The sequence below is a fragment of the Streptomyces sp. NPDC013187 genome (genome assembly GCF_042899705.1).
GTDB lineage: Bacteria > Actinomycetota > Actinomycetes > Streptomycetales > Streptomycetaceae > Streptomyces > Streptomyces hawaiiensis_A.
Genome location: NZ_JBIBAF010000009.1, coordinates 316,121 through 334,747 on the forward strand (window position 1 = coordinate 316,121; position 18,627 = coordinate 334,747).

General features: G+C 70.3%; 19 protein-coding genes. 4 read left to right on the forward strand and 15 right to left on the reverse strand.

Going from position 1 to position 18,627, the window contains the following annotated elements:
* Position 1 precedes the first annotated feature (1 nt).
* Genes ACFY5B_RS21360 through ACFY5B_RS21370 form a run of 3 tightly spaced genes read right to left on the reverse strand, consistent with a single transcriptional unit; the run spans position 2 to position 2,864 of the window.
* On the reverse strand, positions 2-874 hold the full coding sequence (locus ACFY5B_RS21360) for an ABC transporter ATP-binding protein (protein ID WP_389971431.1): 873 nt from the start codon (positions 872-874) through the stop codon (positions 2-4).
* Entirely contained in the window at positions 864-1,856 is a 993-nt protein-coding gene (locus tag ACFY5B_RS21365; RefSeq protein ID WP_350701357.1) for a branched-chain amino acid ABC transporter permease, read from the reverse strand. The genes ACFY5B_RS21360 and ACFY5B_RS21365 overlap by 11 nt, the downstream gene beginning before the upstream one ends.
* Positions 1,857-1,868: 12 nt before the next feature.
* The gene (locus tag ACFY5B_RS21370; protein WP_389971433.1) at positions 1,869-2,864 is read right to left on the reverse strand and encodes a branched-chain amino acid ABC transporter permease; all 996 of its coding nucleotides are present in this window, start codon (positions 2,862-2,864) and stop codon (positions 1,869-1,871) included.
* A gap of 111 nt (positions 2,865-2,975) precedes the next feature.
* On the opposite strand from ACFY5B_RS21370, the gene ACFY5B_RS21375 reads away from it, so the two are divergent.
* Together ACFY5B_RS21375 and ACFY5B_RS21380 are read left to right on the forward strand one after the other, a co-directional pair.
* Positions 2,976-3,914, forward strand: coding sequence for an SAM-dependent methyltransferase (locus ACFY5B_RS21375; protein WP_389971435.1), 939 nt, complete (start codon positions 2,976-2,978; stop codon positions 3,912-3,914).
* Positions 3,915-3,922: 8 nt separating this feature from the next.
* Complete coding sequence (locus ACFY5B_RS21380) at positions 3,923-4,207, forward strand: DUF6332 family protein (RefSeq protein WP_389971437.1); 285 nt, start codon at positions 3,923-3,925, stop codon at positions 4,205-4,207.
* Here the strand turns inward: ACFY5B_RS21380 and ACFY5B_RS21385 are convergent.
* From ACFY5B_RS21385 to ACFY5B_RS21395, 3 genes are all read right to left on the reverse strand, one after another.
* Positions 4,168-4,833: a response regulator transcription factor gene (locus ACFY5B_RS21385; RefSeq protein ID WP_344462323.1), complete on the reverse strand. Its 666-nt coding sequence runs from the start codon at positions 4,831-4,833 to the stop codon at positions 4,168-4,170. The genes ACFY5B_RS21380 and ACFY5B_RS21385 overlap by 40 nt on opposite strands.
* On the reverse strand, positions 4,830-6,074 hold the full coding sequence (locus ACFY5B_RS21390; protein ID WP_389971439.1) for a sensor histidine kinase: 1,245 nt from the start codon (positions 6,072-6,074) through the stop codon (positions 4,830-4,832). The genes ACFY5B_RS21385 and ACFY5B_RS21390 overlap by 4 nt, the downstream gene beginning before the upstream one ends.
* A 99-nt stretch (positions 6,075-6,173) precedes the next feature.
* The gene (locus ACFY5B_RS21395; RefSeq protein WP_389971441.1) at positions 6,174-6,866 is read right to left on the reverse strand and encodes a TetR/AcrR family transcriptional regulator; all 693 of its coding nucleotides are present in this window, start codon (positions 6,864-6,866) and stop codon (positions 6,174-6,176) included.
* Positions 6,867-7,038: 172 nt separating this feature from the next.
* On the opposite strand from ACFY5B_RS21395, the gene ACFY5B_RS21400 reads away from it, so the two are divergent.
* A complete protein-coding gene (locus ACFY5B_RS21400; protein WP_389971443.1) occupies positions 7,039-7,488 on the forward strand; it encodes a nitroreductase family deazaflavin-dependent oxidoreductase in 450 nt (149 codons plus the stop codon).
* Between the two features lie 68 nt (positions 7,489-7,556).
* Here the strand turns inward: ACFY5B_RS21400 and ACFY5B_RS21405 are convergent, their stop codons facing one another.
* Complete coding sequence (locus ACFY5B_RS21405; RefSeq protein WP_389971444.1) at positions 7,557-8,798, reverse strand: geranylgeranyl reductase family protein; 1,242 nt, start codon at positions 8,796-8,798, stop codon at positions 7,557-7,559.
* Between the two features lie 190 nt (positions 8,799-8,988).
* Here ACFY5B_RS21405 and ACFY5B_RS21410 point away from each other — a divergent pair, with 190 nt between their 5' ends.
* Entirely contained in the window at positions 8,989-10,344 is a 1,356-nt protein-coding gene (locus tag ACFY5B_RS21410) for a dipeptidase (RefSeq protein WP_389971446.1), read from the forward strand.
* Positions 10,345-10,466: 122 nt separating this feature from the next.
* On the opposite strand, the gene ACFY5B_RS21415 is transcribed toward ACFY5B_RS21410, so the two are convergent.
* The 8 genes from ACFY5B_RS21415 to ACFY5B_RS21450 all read right to left on the reverse strand — a co-directional run bounded on the left by ACFY5B_RS21415 (position 10,467) and on the right by ACFY5B_RS21450 (position 18,593).
* Positions 10,467-11,594: an ABC transporter ATP-binding protein gene (locus tag ACFY5B_RS21415; RefSeq protein ID WP_389971448.1), complete on the reverse strand. Its 1,128-nt coding sequence runs from the start codon at positions 11,592-11,594 to the stop codon at positions 10,467-10,469.
* Positions 11,591-12,691 (reverse strand): ABC transporter ATP-binding protein, encoded by a 1,101-nt coding sequence (locus ACFY5B_RS21420; RefSeq protein WP_389971450.1) that lies wholly within the window; start codon positions 12,689-12,691, stop codon positions 11,591-11,593. Before ACFY5B_RS21420 ends, ACFY5B_RS21415 begins: the two co-directional genes overlap by 4 nt.
* A gap of 26 nt (positions 12,692-12,717) precedes the next feature.
* Positions 12,718-13,710: an ABC transporter permease gene (locus ACFY5B_RS21425; protein ID WP_389971452.1), complete on the reverse strand. Its 993-nt coding sequence runs from the start codon at positions 13,708-13,710 to the stop codon at positions 12,718-12,720.
* A gap of 74 nt (positions 13,711-13,784) precedes the next feature.
* Positions 13,785-15,470 (reverse strand): ABC transporter substrate-binding protein, encoded by a 1,686-nt coding sequence (locus ACFY5B_RS21430; RefSeq protein WP_389971454.1) that lies wholly within the window; start codon positions 15,468-15,470, stop codon positions 13,785-13,787.
* A 79-nt stretch (positions 15,471-15,549) separates the two neighbouring features.
* Positions 15,550-16,581 carry an ABC transporter permease gene (locus ACFY5B_RS21435; protein ID WP_389971456.1) on the reverse strand — a complete coding sequence of 344 codons (1,032 nt, stop codon included), beginning with the start codon at positions 16,579-16,581 and terminating at the stop codon, positions 15,550-15,552.
* Between the two features lie 306 nt (positions 16,582-16,887).
* A complete protein-coding gene (locus ACFY5B_RS21440; protein ID WP_389971458.1) occupies positions 16,888-17,931 on the reverse strand; it encodes an NUDIX domain-containing protein in 1,044 nt (347 codons plus the stop codon).
* A 143-nt stretch (positions 17,932-18,074) separates the two neighbouring features.
* Entirely contained in the window at positions 18,075-18,302 is a 228-nt protein-coding gene (locus ACFY5B_RS21445; RefSeq protein ID WP_389971460.1) for a hypothetical protein, read from the reverse strand.
* Between the two features lie 66 nt (positions 18,303-18,368).
* Entirely contained in the window at positions 18,369-18,593 is a 225-nt protein-coding gene (locus tag ACFY5B_RS21450) for a hypothetical protein (protein WP_389971462.1), read from the reverse strand.
* Positions 18,594-18,627: the final 34 nt, after the last annotated feature.

The window sequence follows — 18,627 nt, forward strand, 5'->3', positions numbered from 1 at the left end:
GCTACTCCTCCTTCCCCTTCTCATCGGTCGCCTCCGGCTCGTCGTGCCGCTTGCCCAGGTAGGCGTCCACGACGGCGGCGTTCCTGCCGATCGTGTGCGGTGGGCCCTCGGCCACCAGGCGGCCGTCGGCCATGACGGCCACCCAGTCGCTGATGCCCATCACCACGTCCATGTCGTGCTCGACGAAGCACACCGTCAGCCCCTCGTCACGCAACCGCGTGATGTGCCCGAGCAGCGACTGGGTCAGCGCGGGGTTCACCCCGGCCATCGGCTCGTCGAGCAGGAGCATGGCCGGCCGGGTCATCAGCGCACGGGCCAGTTCCAGCAGTTTGCGCTGGCCGCCGGAGAGCGTGCCGGCATGGTCGTCGCGCAGGGGCCCGAGACGGAACCGGTCCAGCAGTTCGTCGGCCCGGCGCTCGAACTCCCGCTCCTGGCCGCGCCACAGCGGCCGCAGCAGCGCGGGCAGCACCCGCTCGCCGCGTTGCCCGGGTGCGGCGAGCAGCAGGTTCTCCAGCACCGTGAGCCGGGCGAGCGCCCTGGAGAGCTGGAACGTACGGACCATTCCGCGCCGCGCCACCCGGTACGCCGGGGCGCCGGTGAGGGGCTGTCCGTCGAACGACCACCTGCCGCCGTCGGCCCGGTCGAACCCGCTCACCACGTTGAACAACGTGGTCTTGCCGGCGCCGTTGGGCCCGATGAGAGCCGTGATGGCCCCACGTTGCACCTCCAGGTGCTCGACCCGCACGGCGACGAGGCCACCGAAGGTGCGGGTCACCTGGTCCAGGATCAGCAGGGGATCGGGCTTGCGCACCCCCGGCTCGGGATCGATCGCGGAGAGCCGGTCCGGGTGGGACGCGGCAGGGTCAGCGGCCACTGAGCAACATCTCCTTCCGGCTGCCGAGGATGCCCTGCGGCCGGAACGCGACCAGCAGGATCAGAGCGACGCCGACCAGAGCGAAGCGCACCGCGCCGACCTCCGACGTGCTGATGAGGTCCGGGGAGATGTACTCGGCGTCGATGGCCTGGCGGAGCGCGCTGTCGAGGAAGCTGAGGACGAACCAGAACAGGATCGAGCCCACGACCGGCCCGAGGATCCGCCCGGCACCTCCGAGCACGAGGAGCGTATACAGGAAGAACGTGACGGCCGGGTCGTAGTTGTCCGGGTTCACGGACTGCACCTGGATCGCCTGCATCATGCCCGCGACCGCCCCGATGACGCCGCCGAGCACGAGGCTCTGCATCTTGTACGCGTAGACGTTCTTGCCGAGGCTGCGCGCGGCGACCTCGTCATCACGGATCGACCGGATGACACGGCCCCAGGGACTGTGGATCAGCAGGGCGAGCAGGCTTCCGACCACGAGCACCAGCGCCCATCCGACGATCATCACCCAGAGGTCGCGAGCGCTGAACCTCACGAGCCACACGCCGTACGTGCCGGGCTCGATGGGGCTGAGCGCGTAGAAGTCGTTCGCGAAGCGCTGCAACCCGAACACCCCGCCGGTGACCGGCTCGGCCCAGCTGGAGCGGTAGAACAGCCGTAGCGTCTCCCCCGCCGCGATCGTGGTGATGGCGAGGTAGTCGGCGCGCAGCCGCAGGGTGGGCAGGCCGAGCAGCAGGGCCAGCACGATCGCGCAGGCGACTCCGCCCAGGACGCCGAGCCACATCGGGCCGTCGTACGTCGACACCGTGATGGCGAGCCCGTAGCCGCCGACCAGCATGAATCCGACCTGTCCGAAGTTCAGCAGCCCCGTGTAGCCGAAGTGCAGGTTCAGCCCCATCGCGGCGAGCGCGTAGACGGCTGCGATGGGGCCGATCCCCGAGCGCAGGGCGTCGGAGAGGATGGCGGAGAAGTCCATGGCGCCACCCCCTCACCCGACGCGTTCGGCCCGGCCGAGGATGCCCTGCGGCCGGACGAGAAGGACGAGGATGAGGACGAGCAGTGCCCAGGCGTACTGGAGGTCGACCGGGAACCACAGGGTGGACATCTGGGCGACGACACCGATGACGAGGCTGCCGACCATCGCACCGTAGGCGGAGCCGAGGCCGCCCAGGATGATCCCCGCGAACATGAGCAACAGGAGCTTGAAGCCCATGTCCCAGGTGACGATCTCGACCAGGCCGAAGAAGACCCCGCCGAGCGCGGCCAGCCCGCCGGCGAGCATCCACACGAACAGCACCACCCGCTGCACGTCGATGCCCGATGCCTCCGCGAGGTCACGGTTGGCGGAGACGGCCCGCACGGCGGTGCCGATCCGTGTCCTCTGCAGCAGCGCGGCGATGCCGAGCAGCACCAGGACGGAGAGCAGGGTGACGGTGAGGTCCCGCGGGGTGATGCCGGCCGGCCCGATACCGATCGTGCTCTGGATGTCGTACTGGGCGTAGGAGGCGGGCCGTGTTCCGTACAGCACGAGTACGACGTGGCGCAGCAGCAGCGAGAGCCCGATGGTGACGATGAACATGTTGATCAGCCCGGTGCCCCGAGCTCGCAGCGGGCGCCAGATGCCGCGCTCGACCGCCCCGCCCAGCAGGGCGCCGAAGACCACCGCGGCGAGGGCGGCGGGGATGAGGTGCCAACCCGGCCCGGCCGCGGAGGCGTTGAGGAAGAACGCGAAGGTGGCGCCGATCGTGACGAACTCACCGTGGGCGAAGTTGATCAGGTGGATGGTGCCGAAGATCAGCGAGAGCCCGACCGATGTGATCGCGATGATCACCCCGAACTGGATACCGTCGATCAACGCCTGCAGAGCGCGCGCGGCGAACGTGGGGCCGCGCGGGACTTCCCCACCCTGGGCCCGCGCAAAGATCGCGGGCGCCACCACGAGGACCAGGGCGAGGCTCGTCACGAGCATCCGCTGATAGCGCACGATGGTTCCGGTACGTCACGAACGTCTCTTATGGGCTCAGTGTAGGCGCAGGTCGGGGCGGTGACACGGACAGTGAGCCCGGTGTGGGTCCCACGGAACGGAGGACGCGGGATGGGTGACAGCGGGGACCTCTCGAGTGCGTACAACGACGACAGTGTGCTCTTCCGGGTGCTGCGCCACCTCGGCTGGGACAGCCTGGTCGACATCGGCTGGTTCACGCTGCCCACCCTGCCGCTCGTGGTCCTGACCGGGCCGGTGCCCTTTCAGCGCCGACTGGCTCGCCGGTCGCTGGCGTTGCTGGACGCCCGGCCCGGACAGCTCGTCCTGGATGCCGGGTGCGGTCGCGGTGACACCACGGCGCGGTTGGGTGCCGCGGGATGCCGGGCGCTGGGGGTGGACATCCAGCCCGCGCAGATCGATCAGGCACGTCGCCGCTTCGGCGACAGCGCGCGCTTCGCCGTCGCCGATGCCACGGCTCTGCCGCAGGGGGCAGCGGAGATCCCGCTGACGGGGGGTTCCTTCGACCGGGTGCACTGCCTGGAGGCCGCCTTCCACTTCGGCCACGAGGGCCGTAGGTCGTTCCTGACCGAAAGCTTCCGGCTGCTCCGCCCAGGAGGCCGGCTCGTCCTCGTGGATGTCACGTCCCGTACGGATCAGCCGATCGGATCCCTCGACCCGAACGGCCTCGTACGCGGGACCTGGCGCTTCGACGACATCGAACCGTACGAGCGGTACCCGCTGATGGCTTCCGCCGCCGGCTTCACCACGCGCCGGATCCTCGACTGGACCACCCCCGTACTCCACAGGGCGGCCCAACTCTGTTCCCTGTTCGCCGGCGCCGCGTCCACCCGGGCCGGCCGCGAGGCCCTGTGCGTGCGGTGGCCCGGCCTCAGAACACTCGACGCACAGGACTGGGACGAGGCCATCACCGTCGTCCGGGCTCACCAGGCCATCGGGCGCGTCACTCGCTACACGGCGTACGTCCTCGACAAACCCCCCTCCCGAGGGCGCCCGGCGGGACGCTTGCCCGCCGGGCACCCTCCTGTTTGACTCGCCGCATGACCAGACACGGGGGACGGCGCACGCAGGCCGAACGGGACGCGATCACCGTCGAGATCGGGTACGCGCTGTGCAGTGCGGCCTTCGCGGCGGCGGTGGTCTTCGGGGCGGTCGCGGGGCCCGCCTTGTTCTTCGACCTGCCGGAGACGCCGGAGCGCCTGCTGGTGCGGGCCGGTCTGGTGCTCGCGCCGGTGCTCTTCGCCGCCCGGGTCGTCAGTGTGCTGCTCCGGTTCCGGAGGGCGGATCAGCCCAGCCAGCCCGGCCGCACCAGCCCCGACTCGTAGGCCAGCACGACCAGTTGGGCCCGGTCGCGGGCGCCGAGCTTCACCATCGTGCGGCTGACGTGGGTCTTCGCGGTGAGCGGGCTGACCACCAGGCGGCGGGCGATCTCCTCGTTGGACAGGCCCATCCCCACCAACGCCATCACCTCGCGCTCCCGCTCCGTGAGCCGGTCCAGCGCGCCGGCCGCCGCCGGTTCCTTGGAGCGGGAGGCGAACTCGGAGATCAGCCGCCGCGTCACACTCGGCGACAGCAGTGCGTCGCCCGCGACCACCGCCCGTACGGCGCGCAGGAGTTCCTCCGGCTCGGTGTCCTTGACCAGGAATCCGGAGGCTCCGGAGCGGATCGCCTCGAAGACGTACTCGTCGAGCTCGAAGGTGGTGAGCATGACCACCTTGACGTCCCCCAGGTCCGGGTCGGCGGTGACCTGCCGGGTCGCGGCCAAGCCGTCGAGCGCCGGCATGCGGATGTCCATCAGCACGACGTCGGGCCGCAGTTCACGGATCCGGCGCACGGCCTCCTCACCGTCGGCGGCCTCCGCGGCCACCCCGATGTCGGGCTGCGCGTCGAGCAGCGCCCGGAATCCCGCCCTCACCAGTGACTGGTCGTCGGCGAGCAGTACACGGATCACCGGTCCTCCTGTTTCGGTCCGGCGGACGGGCCGGCGGATGCCGGCAACGGCAGCACGGCGAGCACCCGGAACCCTCCGTCGGGGCGGGGGCCCGCCTCGAGGGTGCCCCCCAGGGCGGCGGCCCGCTCCCGCATCCCGGTGAGCCCGTTGCCGCTGCCGCCCGCGTCGGCGCCGGTCGCGGGTCCGTCGTCGTCCACGCGCAGCCGCAGGACACCCGCGTCGAGCGCGAGGTACACGCGCGCGTGTCGTGAACCCGAGTGCCGTACGACGTTGGTCAGGGCCTCCTGGACGATCCGGAAGGCGGCGAGGTCCGTGCCCGGCCCGAGGCGCGGCGGCTCTCCCTCGACGTCCACCGTGAGGCCCGCGCTCGCGGCCTGCTCCACCAGTTCGGGCAGGCGGTCGAGGCCGGGCGCGGGGGCGCGCGGCGCGGCATCGGAGGCACGCAGTGTGTCGAGCACCTGGCGCACCTCGCCGAGCGCCTCCTTGCTCTGGTCCTTGATCGTGATCAGGGCGCTGCGGGCCTGCTCGGGGTCGGTGTCGAGCAGTGCGAGGCCGACGCCCGCCTGCACGTTGATGACGGAGATGCTGTGGGCGAGGACGTCGTGCAGCTCCCGCGCGATCCGCAGTCGCTCCTCGTCGGCCCGCCGCCGTGCGGCCTCGGCCCGCTCGGCCCGTTCGCGGGCCCACTGCTCGCGCCGGACGCGGAACAGCTCCGACACCGCCGCGATGGCCACCACCCAGGTGGCGACCACGATCTCCTCACCCCAGGAGACGGCGGAGTCCCCGGACGGCGGCAGCCACGTGAAGAGCCAGTGCGTCACCAGAACGTGCCCGGCCCAGAGCATGCCCATCGCGGTCCACGCCGCCCGGGGGTGCCCGGCGACGACGGCGCTGAAGCAGGCCAGGGCGACGGTGAAGAGCACCGGCCCGTAGGGATATCCGGCCCCCAGATAGACCATGACGGCGGCCGCCGTGCCGAACACCACGGCCACCGGATACCGCTTCCGCCACAGCAGCAGCCCCCCGGCCACCAGCAGCAGCACCCGCGCGAAGAGATCCAGCTCCGCCCGCTCGCCCTGCTGTCCGTGGGCGGCGAGGTGAGACCCGGCCAGGACGAACACGGTCACGAGGACCGTGGACCGCCAGGGCCACCGCGGCTCCCGCCCCTCCCACCGGTCCCACGACGCGGGCCCGTGCCGCCACCGCTGCGGCGGACCGCCCCGCGCACGCTGCTCGTCCATACCGGCCACGCTAGACGCCCCGCTCCCGCAGCCGCGTCGCCCCCACGTGGTGATCACGTGTACTCCCAGGGAAGTACGCCCGCTCACCGGGGCGGGGGCCTAGACGGGCCCGGGTGCCAGCCCCACGCCCCTGGCGAGTTGCTCCGCCGCGTGCCGGAAGAACGTCTCCCGGTCCTCCACCACTCGGTTGAACTGGCCGAACAGTTCGAAGCCGACCAGTCCGTACAACTGGGCCCAGGCCGCGACGAGTGCGGCCACGACCTCCGGCGGGAGATCCGGGGCGAGGTCCGCGGCCATCCGTTCGGCCTCCGGGCGCAGCTCGGCCGACAGCGAGGGCCGGGCCAGGCCCGGACCGTGGTGGGCGTCGCGCGTGATGCCGATGAGCAGGAGGCCGACGCGGGCGGCGGCCGGGACGGTGACGTCTGGGGCCGTGTAGCCGGGCACGGGCGATCCGTAGATCAACGCGTACTCGTGCGGGTGGTCCAGCGCCCAGCGCCGCACCGCCTGGCAGACTGCGACCCAGTGCTCGAAGGGGGCGGCCGCGGCGTCGCGGGCCGACTCGGCGCTCTCGCCGAGGGAGTCGTAGGCGTCGATGATGAGGGCGGTGAGCAGGTCGTCACGGCTGGGGAAGTAGCGGTACAGCGCGGAGGAGACCATGCCCAGTTCACGGGCGACGGCCCGCAGGGAGAGCCGGGCGGCGCCCTCCGCCGCGAGCTGTCTGCGGGCTTCGTCCTTGATGGCCGCGGTCACTTCCATCCTGGCCCGGGCGCGGGCGCCGTGTGCGGTGCTCATGCCGGCAGTCTCTCATGAAGGCAGATCACCGCACACAAACGAGAGCGGTGAATCAAAAAGAGAGCAGTGCTCTTGCTCTCCCGTACCGGTCTCATGCAAACTGGCACCAAGAAGAGCGAGAGCAGCGCTCACGGAATGGAGCACTGCTTCGCCGTCATACGAGGGGGCCCCGATGTCCACACACGTCCAGAAGCCCGGCTGGTTCACCGTCAACGTCCTCAACCGCTTCGTGGCCTGGCTGACCCGTCGCGGCATCAGCGTCTGGGGCTCCCGGGTCCTCGCCGTCCGGGGCCGCAAGAGCGGCCAGTGGCGCACCACTCCGGTCAATCTGCTGACCCTGGACGGCAGGCAGTACCTGGTCGCCCCCCGCGGTCATGTGCAGTGGACGCACAACATGCGCGCCGCGGGCGGCGGTGAACTGCATCTCGGCAAGCACGTGGACGCCTTCACCGCGGCCGAGGTGGGCGACGACGACAAGGCCCCGGTCCTGCGCGCCTACCTCAAGCGCTGGAAGGCGGAGGTAGGGGTCTTCTTCAACGGCGTCGGTCCCGACTCCCCGGACGACCAGCTGCGCCGCATCGCCCCCGACCACCCGGTCTTCGAGATCACGGTGAAGGGTTGACCACAGTGAAGGGTTGACCACGCTGAAGGGTTGAGGCCGATGAAGGACTGATCACGGCGTGCGTCCGGTCAGTCCGCCGAGCCGGCCTCGCCGCCCGCGGCGGGACGGCGGTCCAGCGCGGTCAGGGCCCGCTGTGCCACCGGGTACGTGCGGACGATCTCGCCCAGCGACGTCGAGCCCTGGGTGATCTCCTTGAACGCCCTCCACGCCGGGCGCAAGCCCGTCAACGCCGCGTGGAACAGGCCGGGACGGCGCTCGAACACCGTCAGCAGCCGCCTGCCGACGCTCATCTCCACCCCGAGGCCCGCCTTGATCGCGAACGCGTAGTTGAGAGCCTGCCGGCGCGTGTCCACGGCGTCGTGCGCCTCGGCGATCCGCACCGCCCACTCCCCCGCGAGCCGTCCGGACCGCAGCGCGAAGGAGATGCCCTCACGGGTCCACGGCTCCAGCAGCCCCGCCGCGTCACCGCACACCAGCACCCGCCCGCGCGAGAGCGGCGAGTCGTCGGCGCGGCAGCGCGTCAAGTGCCCCGAGGAGATGGCCGGTTCGAACCCCGCGAGGCCCAGCCGGCCGATGAACTCCTCCAAGTACCGCTTGGTCGCGGCGCCTTCGCCGCGGGCCGAGATGACCCCGACCGTGAGGGTGTCTCCCTTGGGGAAGACCCAGCCGTAACTGCCGGGAATGGGACCCCAGTCGATGAGCACCCGGCCCTTCCAGTCCTCCGCGACGGTGTCCGGCACCGGGATCTCCGCCTCCAGGCCGAGATCCACCTGATCGAGCTTGACCCCGACATGCGCCCCTATCCGGCTGGCGCTGCCGTCCGCCCCGACCACGGCCCGCGCGAGCACGACCTCGCCGCCCTGCAGGACAACGGCGACCGTGCGCCGGTCCGGCACCGTCGAGCCGTGCTGCTCGACCCGCTGAACGGTGACGCCCGTGCGCAGCTCGGCGCCCGCCTTCTGCGCGTGCTCGACCAGCTGCTGGTCGAACTCGGGCCGGTTGATCAGCCCGAAGAGCATCTGCTTGGAGCGGCGCGTGCGCGTGAAGCGGCCGTTGTTCGAGAAGGTCACCGCGTGCACCCGGTCCCTGAGCGGCAGCTCGAAGCCGGGCGGCAGGGCGTCGCGCGAGGGGCCGATGATGCCGCCGCCGCACGTCTTGTACCGCGGCAGCTCCGCCTTCTCCAGCAACAGCACGCGTCTGCCGGCCACCGCCGCCGCGTACGCGGCCGAAGCGCCCGCGGGTCCCGCGCCCACCACGACGACGTCCCACACCTGCCGCACGTCGTCCGCCGAAGAGTTCTCGCTGCTCACGATGGTCTGTTGCTCCCGATCAAAGCCGCCTGCCGCTGTCTCCCGCATCCTACGGCGGCGGTCACCGCAGGCCGCTGTGGGAGGATCGGCGGCGTGGGTGGCCCTTACACGGGGACGCGCCCGCACCACACGATCACGCGTACCGAGAGGTACGCGTCCTTACAACGTCGCACCCACGAGGAGCGTGCCCATGCCGTCGAATCCGGTCGCCGAGACCGTCGCCTCACTGATGCCCAGGGCGAAGCAGGAGCTCACCGAACTGGTGGCCTTCCGGTCGGTGGCGGACTTCGACCAGTTCCCGAGGAGCGAGAGCGAGGGCGCCGCCCGCTGGGTCGCCGACGCGCTCGCCGCCGAGGGCTTCGAGGACGTGGCCCTGCTCGACACCCCCGACGGCACACAGTCGGTCTACGGCTTTCTGCCCGGCCCGGAGGGCGCGAAGACCGTCCTGCTCTACGCCCACTACGACGTGCAGCCGCCGCTGGACGAGGCCGCCTGGACGACCCCGCCGTTCGAGCTGACCGAGCGGGACGGGCGCTGGTACGGGCGCGGCGCCGCCGACTGCAAGGGCGGCCTGGTCATGCACCTGCTGGCGCTGCGCGCGCTGAAGGCGAACGGCGGCGTGCCCGTCCATGTGAAGGTGATCGCCGAGGGCTCGGAGGAGATGGGCACCGGCGGTCTGGAGCGGTACGCCGAGGAGCACCCCGGCCTGCTGGAGGCGGACACGATCGTCATCGGCGACGCGGGCAACTTCCGTGTCGGCCTGCCGACCGTCACCTCCACCCTGCGCGGCATGACGATGGTGCGCGTTCAGGTCGACACCCTCGCGGGCAATCTGCACTCGGGCCAGTTCGGCGGCGCCGCACCCGACGCGCTGGCCGCGCTGATCCGCGTGCTCGACTCGCTGCGCGCCGAGGACGGTTCGACGACCGTCGAGGGGCTCGACGCCGACGCGGGCTGGGAAGGGCTGCAGTACGAGGAGGAGCAGTTCCGGCAGGACGCCAAGGTCCTGGACGGCGTCGAACTGATCGGGTCCGGGACGGTCGCGGACCGCATCTGGGCGCGCCCCGCCGTCACCGTCCTCGGCATCGACTGCCCGCCCGTGGTCGGCGCCACCCCGTCCGTGCAGGCCGGTGCCCGCGCGCTGATCAGCCTGCGGGTGCCGCCGGGCGTGGACGCGGACGAGGCGACCAAGCTGCTCCAGGCGCATCTGGAGGCGCACACGCCGTGGGGTGCGCGAGTGAGCACCGAGCAGATCGGCCAGGGCCAGCCGTTCCGCGCCGACACCACCAGCCCGGCGTACCAGGCCATGGCGGCCGCGATGGCGGTGGCCTACCCGGGTCAGGAGATGCAGTACGCGGGGCAGGGCGGGTCCATCCCGCTGTGCAACACGCTGGCCGCGCTGTACCCGCGTGCGGAGATCCTGCTCATCGGGCTGAGCGAGCCCGAGGCCCAGATCCACGCGGTGAACGAGAGCGTGTCCCCCGAGGAACTGGAGCGGCTGTCGGTGGCGGAGGCACTGTTCCTGCGCAACTACGCGGCGAGCTGACCGCTCCGCCCGCAGCGGAAGGCCCCCGTCCGCGGACGGGGGCCTTCCGCTGCGGTTCTGAGTCGGTGTCGCGGCCGCCGAAGGCGCGGTCCGCTCAGCCGACCTGACCCGAACGACAGTCCCTAGCCGAGGGCCGGGTCCAGGACGATGTCCTGCTCGCGTGCGGTGACGGACGGCTCCTCGGGGAAGTGGCAGGCGGTCAGGTGCCCCGTGGGGCTGCCCTCGACACGCATCAGCGCCGGCTCCTCGAGGGCGCACTTGTCCTGCGCCTTCCAGCAGCGGGTGCGGAAGCGGCAGCCGGAGGGCGGGTCGATCGGGGAGGGCACGTCCCCCGCCAGCCGGATGCGTTCACGCCGTCCGACGGCGTCCGGGTCGGCCTCGGGTACGGCGGACAGCAGCGCGTGCGTGTAAGGGTGCCGGGGCCGCGTGTAGAGCGACTCCCGATCGGCGACCTCGACGATCTTTCCGAGGTACATGACGGCGACCCGCTCGGAGAAGTGCCGCACGACGGCCAGGTCGTGGGCGATGAAGACGAAGGCGATGCCGAACTCCCGCTGGAGGTCCTGGAGCAGGTTGACGACCTGCGCCTGGATGGAGACGTCCAGCGCGGAGACGGGCTCGTCGGCCACGATCAGCTTCGGCCTGAGGGCGAGGGCGCGGGCGATGCCGATGCGCTGGCGCTGGCCGCCGGAGAACTCGTTCGGGTAGCGGTTGTAGTGCTCGGGGTTGAGCCCGACCGTCTCCAGGAGTTCCTGGGCGCGCTTCTTGTGGCCCTGGGGCGGGTTGATGCCGTTGAGCCGCATCGGCGTCTCGATGATGGTGCCGACGGTGTGGCGGGGGTTCAGCGACGAGTAGGGGTCCTGGAAGATCATCTGGAGGTTGCGGCGGGCCTCCCGCATCCGCGCGGCCGGCTGGTGCGTGATGTCCTCGCCGTCGAACACGACGGAACCGCCGGTGGGTTCGAGCAGCCGGGTGACCAGCCGGCCGGTGGTCGACTTGCCGCAGCCGGACTCGCCGACCAGGCCCAGCGACTCGCCGGGGCCGACCGAGAAGTCGATGCCGTCGACGGCGCGGACGGCTCCGATCTGCCGCTGGAAGATGATGCCCTGCCGGATCGGGAAGTGCTTGTGCAGACCGCGTACCTCCAGCAGGTTCTCGCCGGGGCTCTCGCCGGCGGGGCGGTCGGTGCTGCGCCCGGTGCGGGGCTCGGTGGTGCTCACGGAATGGTCCCTTTCGTCGGCCGCCGTCATTGCGCGGCCCGTGCGGCCGCGGCGTCCCGGTCGGCCGGAGCGGCCCCGCCGCGGATCTCCCTCTTGGCGTCATCGCTCAGATGGCAGGCGGCGAGGTGCCGTTCGCTGCCGGAGAGGAGGCGCAGTTCGGGCCGTTCCGCCGTGCAACGGCCGTCCGTCACCCAGCCCTTGTAGGCGCAGCGGGGGTGGAAGGAGCAGCCGTCCGGCAGGTTGATCAGGCTCGGCGGGGTACCGGGGATCGGGTCGAGCCGTTCGCCGACGTCGCCGCCGAGATGCGGCATCGACTGCAACAGGCCCCAGGTGTAGGGGTGCTGGGGCTGCTTGAGGACCTCGCGGGTGGTGCCGTACTCGATGCGGCGGCCGCCGTACATCACCAGGATGTCGTCGGCGATGTCGGAGACCACGCCGAGGTCGTGCGTGATGATGACGACGGCGGAGCCGAACTCCTCCTGGAGGTCACGGATCAGGTCCAGGATCTGCGCCTGGACGGTGACGTCCAGGGCGGTGGTGGGCTCGTCGGCGATGAGCAGCTCCGGGTCGCACACCAGCGACATCGCGATCATGGCGCGCTGGCGCATACCGCCGGAGAACTGGTGCGGGTAGTCCCTGACCCGGCGCTCGGGCTGCGGGATGCCGACCCGCTTGAGCATCTCGACCGCGCGGTCCTTCGCCTCCTTCCTGGAGACCTTGTGGTGCACCCGGTAGGCCTCGGCGATCTGGGAGCCGACGGTGAAGAAGGGGTGCAGCGCGGACAGCGGGTCCTGGAAGATCATGGAGACGGTGCGGCCGCGCAGGGCGCGCATCCCGGCCTCGGGCAGGGCGACGAGTTCCCTGCCCTCCAGCCAGATCTCGCCGGAGACCTGGGCGCGGGTGCCCTTGTGGAGCCCGAGCAGGGCCAGTGAGGTCACCGACTTGCCGGAGCCGGACTCGCCGACGATACCGAGGGTCCTGCCCTTCTCCAGGGTGAAGGAGACACCGTCGACGGACTTGACGAGGCCGTCCTCGGTCGGGAAGTGCACCCTCAGGTCGCGTACGTCGAGGAAGGGTGCGGGCGCGGGGGTGACGTCCGCGGGCTGCGGTGAGGTCGATACGGACACGGGTGTTCCTAAGGACGAAGAAGGGCTCAGGCGAGGCGCACGCGTGGGTCGACGAGGCCGTACACCAGGTCGACGACGACGTTGGCGAGGACGACGAACGTCGCGGCGAAGAGCGTGGTGCCGAGGATGACCGGCAGGTCGGAGTTCTGGACGGAGTCGACGGCGAGCTTGCCGATGCCGTTGATGCCGAACACCGACTCGGTGATGACCGCGGAGCCGCCGATCAGGGAGCCGACGTCCATACCGAAGATGGTGATGATCGGGGTGATCGCGGCCCGCAGCCCGTGCTTGAGGACGACGGTGGCGGCCGGCAGGCCCTTGGCGCGGGCGGTGCGCATGTAGTCCTCGGAGAAGACCTCCAGCATCGAGGAGCGGGTGAGCCGGGTGTACATCGCGAGGTAGACGATGACGAGCGTGGACCAGGGCAGGATCAGCCCCTGGAACCAGCCGGCCGGGTCCTCGGTGAAGGGCGTGTAGCCGGAGGTCGGCAGAATCTGGAACTTGTCCACGAAGAGGTAGAGCAGGAGCAGACCGATGAAGTAGATCTGCACCGACACACCGAACAGGGCGAGTCCCACCGCCGCCTTGTCGGCTGCCCGGCCCCTGCGCACCGCCGCCACGGTGCCGAGGCCGACGCCCAGGATCAGGAACGCCACCGCTGCGCCGAGCCCGAGGGAGAGGTCCGCCGGGAAGTCCTGGAGCAGCGTGGTCAGGACGGGGGTGTCGGTCTGGAAGGAGATGCCGAGGCACGGGGCGCCGCAGTGGATGCGGACGCTCTGGTCGCCGTAGTCACGGCCCACGACCAGCCCCTTGACGAACTCCCAGTACTGCGTCAGATAGCTCTGGTCCAGGCCCAGCGAGTGCTTGATCTCCGCGAGGCGGGAGGGCGAGCAGGTCTTTCCGCAGGCCAGGAGCGCGGGGTTGGACGGCAGCGCGAAGAAGATGAAGAAGGTGATCGTGGTGATCACCAACATGATCACGGCCGCTGCCAGCAGGCGTCTGATGAGGTAACGAAACATGGGGTGCCGGAACCTGACGTGAGTGGGGTGCCCGCCGGCGGCCCAGGCCGCCGGCGGGGTTCAGAGGGGTTGCGTCACTGCTTGATGTAGGCGTGCACCAGGCTGGGTTCGGCCATGATCGAGTCATCGATGACACCGCCGACCTTCGAGCCGCTCACCTCGCTGAAGTTCATGTACATCAGCGGGACCACGGCGGCGTCCTTGAGGATCTGCTCGTCCAGTTCCCCGTAGGCGACGTTGCGCTGCTTGATGTCGGTCATCTTGCCGATCTTGTCGATCTGCGCGTTGACCTTCGGGTCGTTCAGGTAGGCGAGGTCGTTGTTGGACTGCGGCAGCTTCTTGATCTGGCGTCCGTCGAAGAGGGTGGGCAGCACGGTGGAGGCGTTCGGCCAGTCCGCGATCCAGTCGCCCCAGGTCAGGTCGTACTGGTTCTTCACGTTGTCGACAGTGCTGAAGTAGTTGTTCTTGTCGATCGGGGTGATGTTCACCGTGATGCCGATCTTTGCGAGCGCGGTCTTCACGGCGTCCGCGAAGTGCTCGTGCGTGGGAATGTTCTCCACCGCGAGGGACATCGTCGGCTTGGGGTTGCCGGCCTGCTTCATCAGGGCCTTGGCCTTGGTGAGGTCACCGGCGGGGTTGCTGCTGTAGAGGTTGAAGTCCTTGTGGCCGTCGATGCCGGGGGCGAGCATCGTGGTGGCGTAGTTGCCGTAGGCGGAACCGCCGAAGGCGCCGCGCACGGTGGTCTTGTCGATGGCGTACTCGATCGCCTCGCGGACCTTGAGGTCCTTGACCCGGTTCATGTTGATGGCCAGGTAGTTGATGCCCGGGGCCGGGATCTTGTAGTAGCGCGACTTGAGCGACGGGTCGCCGGCCATCGTCGTCAGGTCGGAACCGGCGATCGGCGTCTGGGTGATCGCGGTCTGTGCGGAGCCGCCGTCGGACTTGATCTGCTGGTCGATGGCGGCCTGGTCCTGCCCGAACTTCGCGTCGATCTCGTCGAGGTTCTGCTGCCGGATCGGGTCGTTCGACTGGGTCCAGTTCTTGTTCCGGACGAGGACCATTTCCTTGTTCTTGGTGTACGACTTGATCATGTAGGGACCGTCGGACCAGACATGCGTGTCGTACGTGGCGCCCGTGTCGTGGGCCTTGGGCACGCCCGACCATCCGGTCATCGCGGTCGTCTCGTTGAAGTCGGCGACCGGCTGGTTGAGGTGGAAGACGATGGTGTACTTGTCCGGCGTCTGGATAGAGGCCAGCTGCTTGCCCTGGTACGGGCCCTTGTAGGAATCGCCGCCGACCAGCCACTGACTGGCGTACGGCGGGCCGCCGTTGATGTCCGGGGAGAAGGCCCGCTCGACGCCGTACTTGACGTCCTGCGCGGTGACCTCGCTGCCGTCCTGCCACTTGACCCCGTGGCGCAGGTGGAACGTCCACACCGTGGCGCCCTTGCTGGGCGTTCCGGTGTCGGTCGCCAGGTCGCCGACCAGCTTGGGCTGGGAGCCCGTCTCGTCCCATCCGGTGAGGGTGCGCACGAGTTCGTAGTCCATGCTCGAACCCTCGGTGGTGTACGTCCGCTGAGGATCGATGTGGTTGAAGTCGGCGTCGTCGAGGATCGTCAGCGTGCCCCCCTTCGACGGGGAGCCGCCGGCGCTGTTGCCGGAGGACCCTCCGCATGCGGTGGCTCCGAGGGCGATCACCACGGCGGTTGCCGTGAGAGCGACCGTACGCGATCTGCGCGTGGTGCGCGTGGTGCGCGTCATGGGGGAAACTCCGTTTCTTGCTACGGGCTCGGCGGCCGTTCGTGGGACCGCCGGGGCGACACTCGGGGGGGGTGGCTTGTCAGCCGCGCCGGGCGCGGGGATCCAGGGCGTCCCGGACGCCGTCCCCGAGCAGGTTGAGTGCCAGCACGAGGAGGAAGAGCAGGACGCCGGGCACGAAGAGGTACATCGGGTCCTGGAGGAAGAACTGGGAGGCGTCCGACAGCACGGCTCCCCAGTCGGGGTTGGGCGGAATGACGCCCACGCCGAGGTACGACAGCGCGGCCTCGGTGGTGATGTTCTGCGGGACGGCCAGCGCGAAGGAGATCAGGATCGGTGCCCACAGGTTGGGCAGCAGTTGCCGGAAGAGGATGTGCCGACGGCCGGCGCTCATCAGCCGCGCGGCGTCGACGAACTCCCGCTCGCGCAGGGACAGCACCTGCCCGCGCACCAGGCGGGCGGTGTAAGCCCAGGCGAAGACCGCGATGTTGAGGACCAGGACGAGGAGCCGGAGGTTCTCGTCGGTGCCGCCGTGGCTGTTGGTCTGCAGGGCGTTCTGGATCACCGGGGTGAGCGCGATGATGAACAGCAGCTGGGGGAACGCCAGCATCACGTCCATGATCCGGGACAGCAGGGAGTCGACCCAGCCACCGAAGTATCCGGCGGCGAGTCCGGCCACCACACCGACCGCGGTGGACAGCAGGGCTGAGGCGAATCCCACGTAGAGCGAGGTGCGCAGGCCGTAGACGATGCGGGCGAACAGGTCGTATCCCGTGCCGGGTTCGACGCCGAGCAGGTGCTTGGCGCTGATGCCGCCCAGCGATCCGTAGGGGAAATTGCCCGTGTCCGGATTGATCGCCTTGTTGTCGGGAGTGATCGGCCCCCAGCCGGTCAGTGCGGTGAGCACCGGGGCGAGCAGCGCGATCGCGATGAAGAGGAGGGTGGCCGCCAGGGCGGCCGTGGTGACCTTGTCCCGCCTGATCCGTCGCCAGGCCATCCGGGCCGGTGAGCGGCCGGCGACTGCCGTGCCGTCGGGTCTGGAGCCTTGGGTCGACGGCTCGGGCAGCAACGCGGTGCCGCCGCCGGTGTCGACCGGCTGGTGTTGCGTGGTCATCGTACGGACATCCCGGATCTGCCCCTGAGGCAAGGAAATTGGGTGGCGGTCGTTGCTTCCGCCGTGAGACTCTGCGGACTTTCGCAACCGTGTGCGAGTCCGGTCAAGCCGCGCAGGGGCGAGAAAAGGGATTGTTTGCTGAGATGGAAAAGTGTTGACGAGAGCAGGGAATGTGATTACCCGCGGCGTGAGTATTCCCGGGAGATTCCTTGGGCAGCGATTGGCCGTGGCCACGCCGTCGTTTCCTTTTGCTTTTCCCTCGGAATCCCCCGTGCCGGGTAAAGAGGGCGGGCGGCGGGCCCCGCGTCAGCCGACCGGCACTCCGGCCTCCAGATAGAGCGCGGCTCCGCGTTCCCGTGCGCGCAGGGCCCAGCGCAGCCGCTCGTAGCGCACGGGGGGCAGCAGGTCGGCGGCCTCCGCCTCGGTGACGAACCGCCAGGCGCGTAGCTCAGGGCCGGGAAGCAGCAGCCGGCCGGCCTCGGCGGAGTGCAGCAGGCCGCCGTCGAAGAGGAGACGCAGACCACCGAACGCGGGGGGCGCGGGACGCTCCCAGTCGACGACGAGCAGGCTCGGCACCTCGTCGAGGTGGATGCCGGTCTCCTCGGCGACCTCCCGGACCCCGGCGCGCGCGGGTGCCTCACCGGGTTCGACGACACCGCCCGGGAACTCCCAGCCGGCCTTGTACGTGGGGTCGACGAGCAGCACCCGGTCATGCTCGTCGAAGAGCAGCACTCCGGCGGCGACGGTCTCGGCGGTCGGCTCGGGCGTCTGCACGATGTCGCAGACGGGCACCGACCCGTCGGTGACGGCCCCGGCGATGCGTACGGCCGTCTCGTACGGAGTGAGGTCGCTGGTGTCGACCGGGTGGGCGTCGGCGGTGAGCCAGGAGGCGAGGGCGGTCCGGTACGGCCCGATGTGGTCGAAGGACCACTGGCGTATTCGCATGTCGCCGTCGGGAAGGTCCCGCGGCACCTCACGACCCGCTATACGTTCCCGCAGTATCGTTTCGGCCGGAGCGAGCAGGATGTGGCTGACCGGAATCCTGCGGGCGGCGAGGCCGCCGAAGATCTCGTCACGGTACTCCTGGCGCAGCAGGGTCATGGGCACGACGAGGGTCCCGCCGAGCTCGGCGAGCATCGCGGCCGCCGTGTCGATCACGAGCCGCCGCCAGATCGGCAGGTCCTGGAAGTCGCCGACCTCGGCGAGGTGTTTGGGTGGCAGCAGGTGGGCTAGCGCGCCGCCGATGACTTCCGGGTCGAAGAGCGTGCTGTTCGGGATCAGTTCGATCAGTTCCCGTGCGGTGGTGGTCTTCCCCGCACCGAACGCGCCGTTGATCCAGACGACGGTCACAGGTCCCCCTCTTCTGTTGGCCCCCTGAGGCTTGCCCGCTCCACCCTGCCACGGAAACCAGCCGCAGTTGAGGGCGCATGACGACGGCGTCGGCGCCCCCCTTACACGCGGGGAGCGCCGACGCCGTGGGCCGGGGCGGCTCGTCAGCCCTTCTTCTGGGCGCCCTTCTTCTGGGCGCTCTTCTTCTTCTGTACGCCGTTCTTCCCGTCCACGGACAGGCCCTCGCCGGCAACGGTCTGGTCGAGCGTCTTGAGGGTCTCGTCCACGTTGATGGCGGGGAGCTTCTCTCCGATGGCGTGCGACGGGGTGATCGCCGCGACGGCGAAGCCGGTGGCCAGGGAGGCGATGGCGAGCATGCTGCGCTTCTTCATGCCCCACTCAACTGCCGGACGGGCCCGGGGGTCACGCCACTGGGCCGTTCGGGCGAAGCGGCGGCTTCACACGGGGTCGGTGCCCCAGGTGCCGGAGCCGCCGCCGCGCCACTCGATCAGCCCCGTGGCCGCCACGTACGCCTCGTCCGCGTCCTCGATCCCCGCCCGCCGCAGGAACTCGGCTACGTCGAGCGGCCCGTAGGCGATGCCGAGGAACTGGTCGTCCACACGGACCCGGCGGCCGCCGTCGGCGGCGGGCGGGTAGACCACGACGGGCTTCTCGGACGCCATGGCACCAGAGTGCGCGGGGACGGCTTCGGCCGCG

What these genes read in the sequence shown, in the direction of transcription:
- ACFY5B_RS21435 (WP_389971456.1), bottom strand. Translation starts at nt 16,581, where the DNA reads ATGACCACGCAACACCAGCCGGTCGACACCGGCGGCGGCACCGCGTTG.
- ACFY5B_RS21400 (WP_389971443.1), top strand. Translation starts at nt 7,039, where the DNA reads ATGTCCACACACGTCCAGAAGCCCGGCTGGTTCACCGTCAACGTCCTC.
- ACFY5B_RS21395 (WP_389971441.1), bottom strand. Translation starts at nt 6,866, where the DNA reads ATGAGCACCGCACACGGCGCCCGCGCCCGGGCCAGGATGGAAGTGACC.
- ACFY5B_RS21375 (WP_389971435.1), top strand. Translation starts at nt 2,976, where the DNA reads ATGGGTGACAGCGGGGACCTCTCGAGTGCGTACAACGACGACAGTGTG.
- ACFY5B_RS21430 (WP_389971454.1), bottom strand. Translation starts at nt 15,470, where the DNA reads ATGACGCGCACCACGCGCACCACGCGCAGATCGCGTACGGTCGCTCTC.
- ACFY5B_RS21410 (WP_389971446.1), top strand. Translation starts at nt 8,989, where the DNA reads ATGCCGTCGAATCCGGTCGCCGAGACCGTCGCCTCACTGATGCCCAGG.
- ACFY5B_RS21390 (WP_389971439.1), bottom strand. Translation starts at nt 6,074, where the DNA reads ATGGACGAGCAGCGTGCGCGGGGCGGTCCGCCGCAGCGGTGGCGGCAC.
- ACFY5B_RS21425 (WP_389971452.1), bottom strand. Translation starts at nt 13,710, where the DNA reads ATGTTTCGTTACCTCATCAGACGCCTGCTGGCAGCGGCCGTGATCATG.
- ACFY5B_RS21445 (WP_389971460.1), bottom strand. Translation starts at nt 18,302, where the DNA reads ATGAAGAAGCGCAGCATGCTCGCCATCGCCTCCCTGGCCACCGGCTTC.
- ACFY5B_RS21415 (WP_389971448.1), bottom strand. Translation starts at nt 11,594, where the DNA reads ATGACGGCGGCCGACGAAAGGGACCATTCCGTGAGCACCACCGAGCCC.
- ACFY5B_RS21365 (WP_350701357.1), bottom strand. Translation starts at nt 1,856, where the DNA reads ATGGACTTCTCCGCCATCCTCTCCGACGCCCTGCGCTCGGGGATCGGC.
- ACFY5B_RS21380 (WP_389971437.1), top strand. Translation starts at nt 3,923, where the DNA reads ATGACCAGACACGGGGGACGGCGCACGCAGGCCGAACGGGACGCGATC.
- ACFY5B_RS21450 (WP_389971462.1), bottom strand. Translation starts at nt 18,593, where the DNA reads ATGGCGTCCGAGAAGCCCGTCGTGGTCTACCCGCCCGCCGCCGACGGC.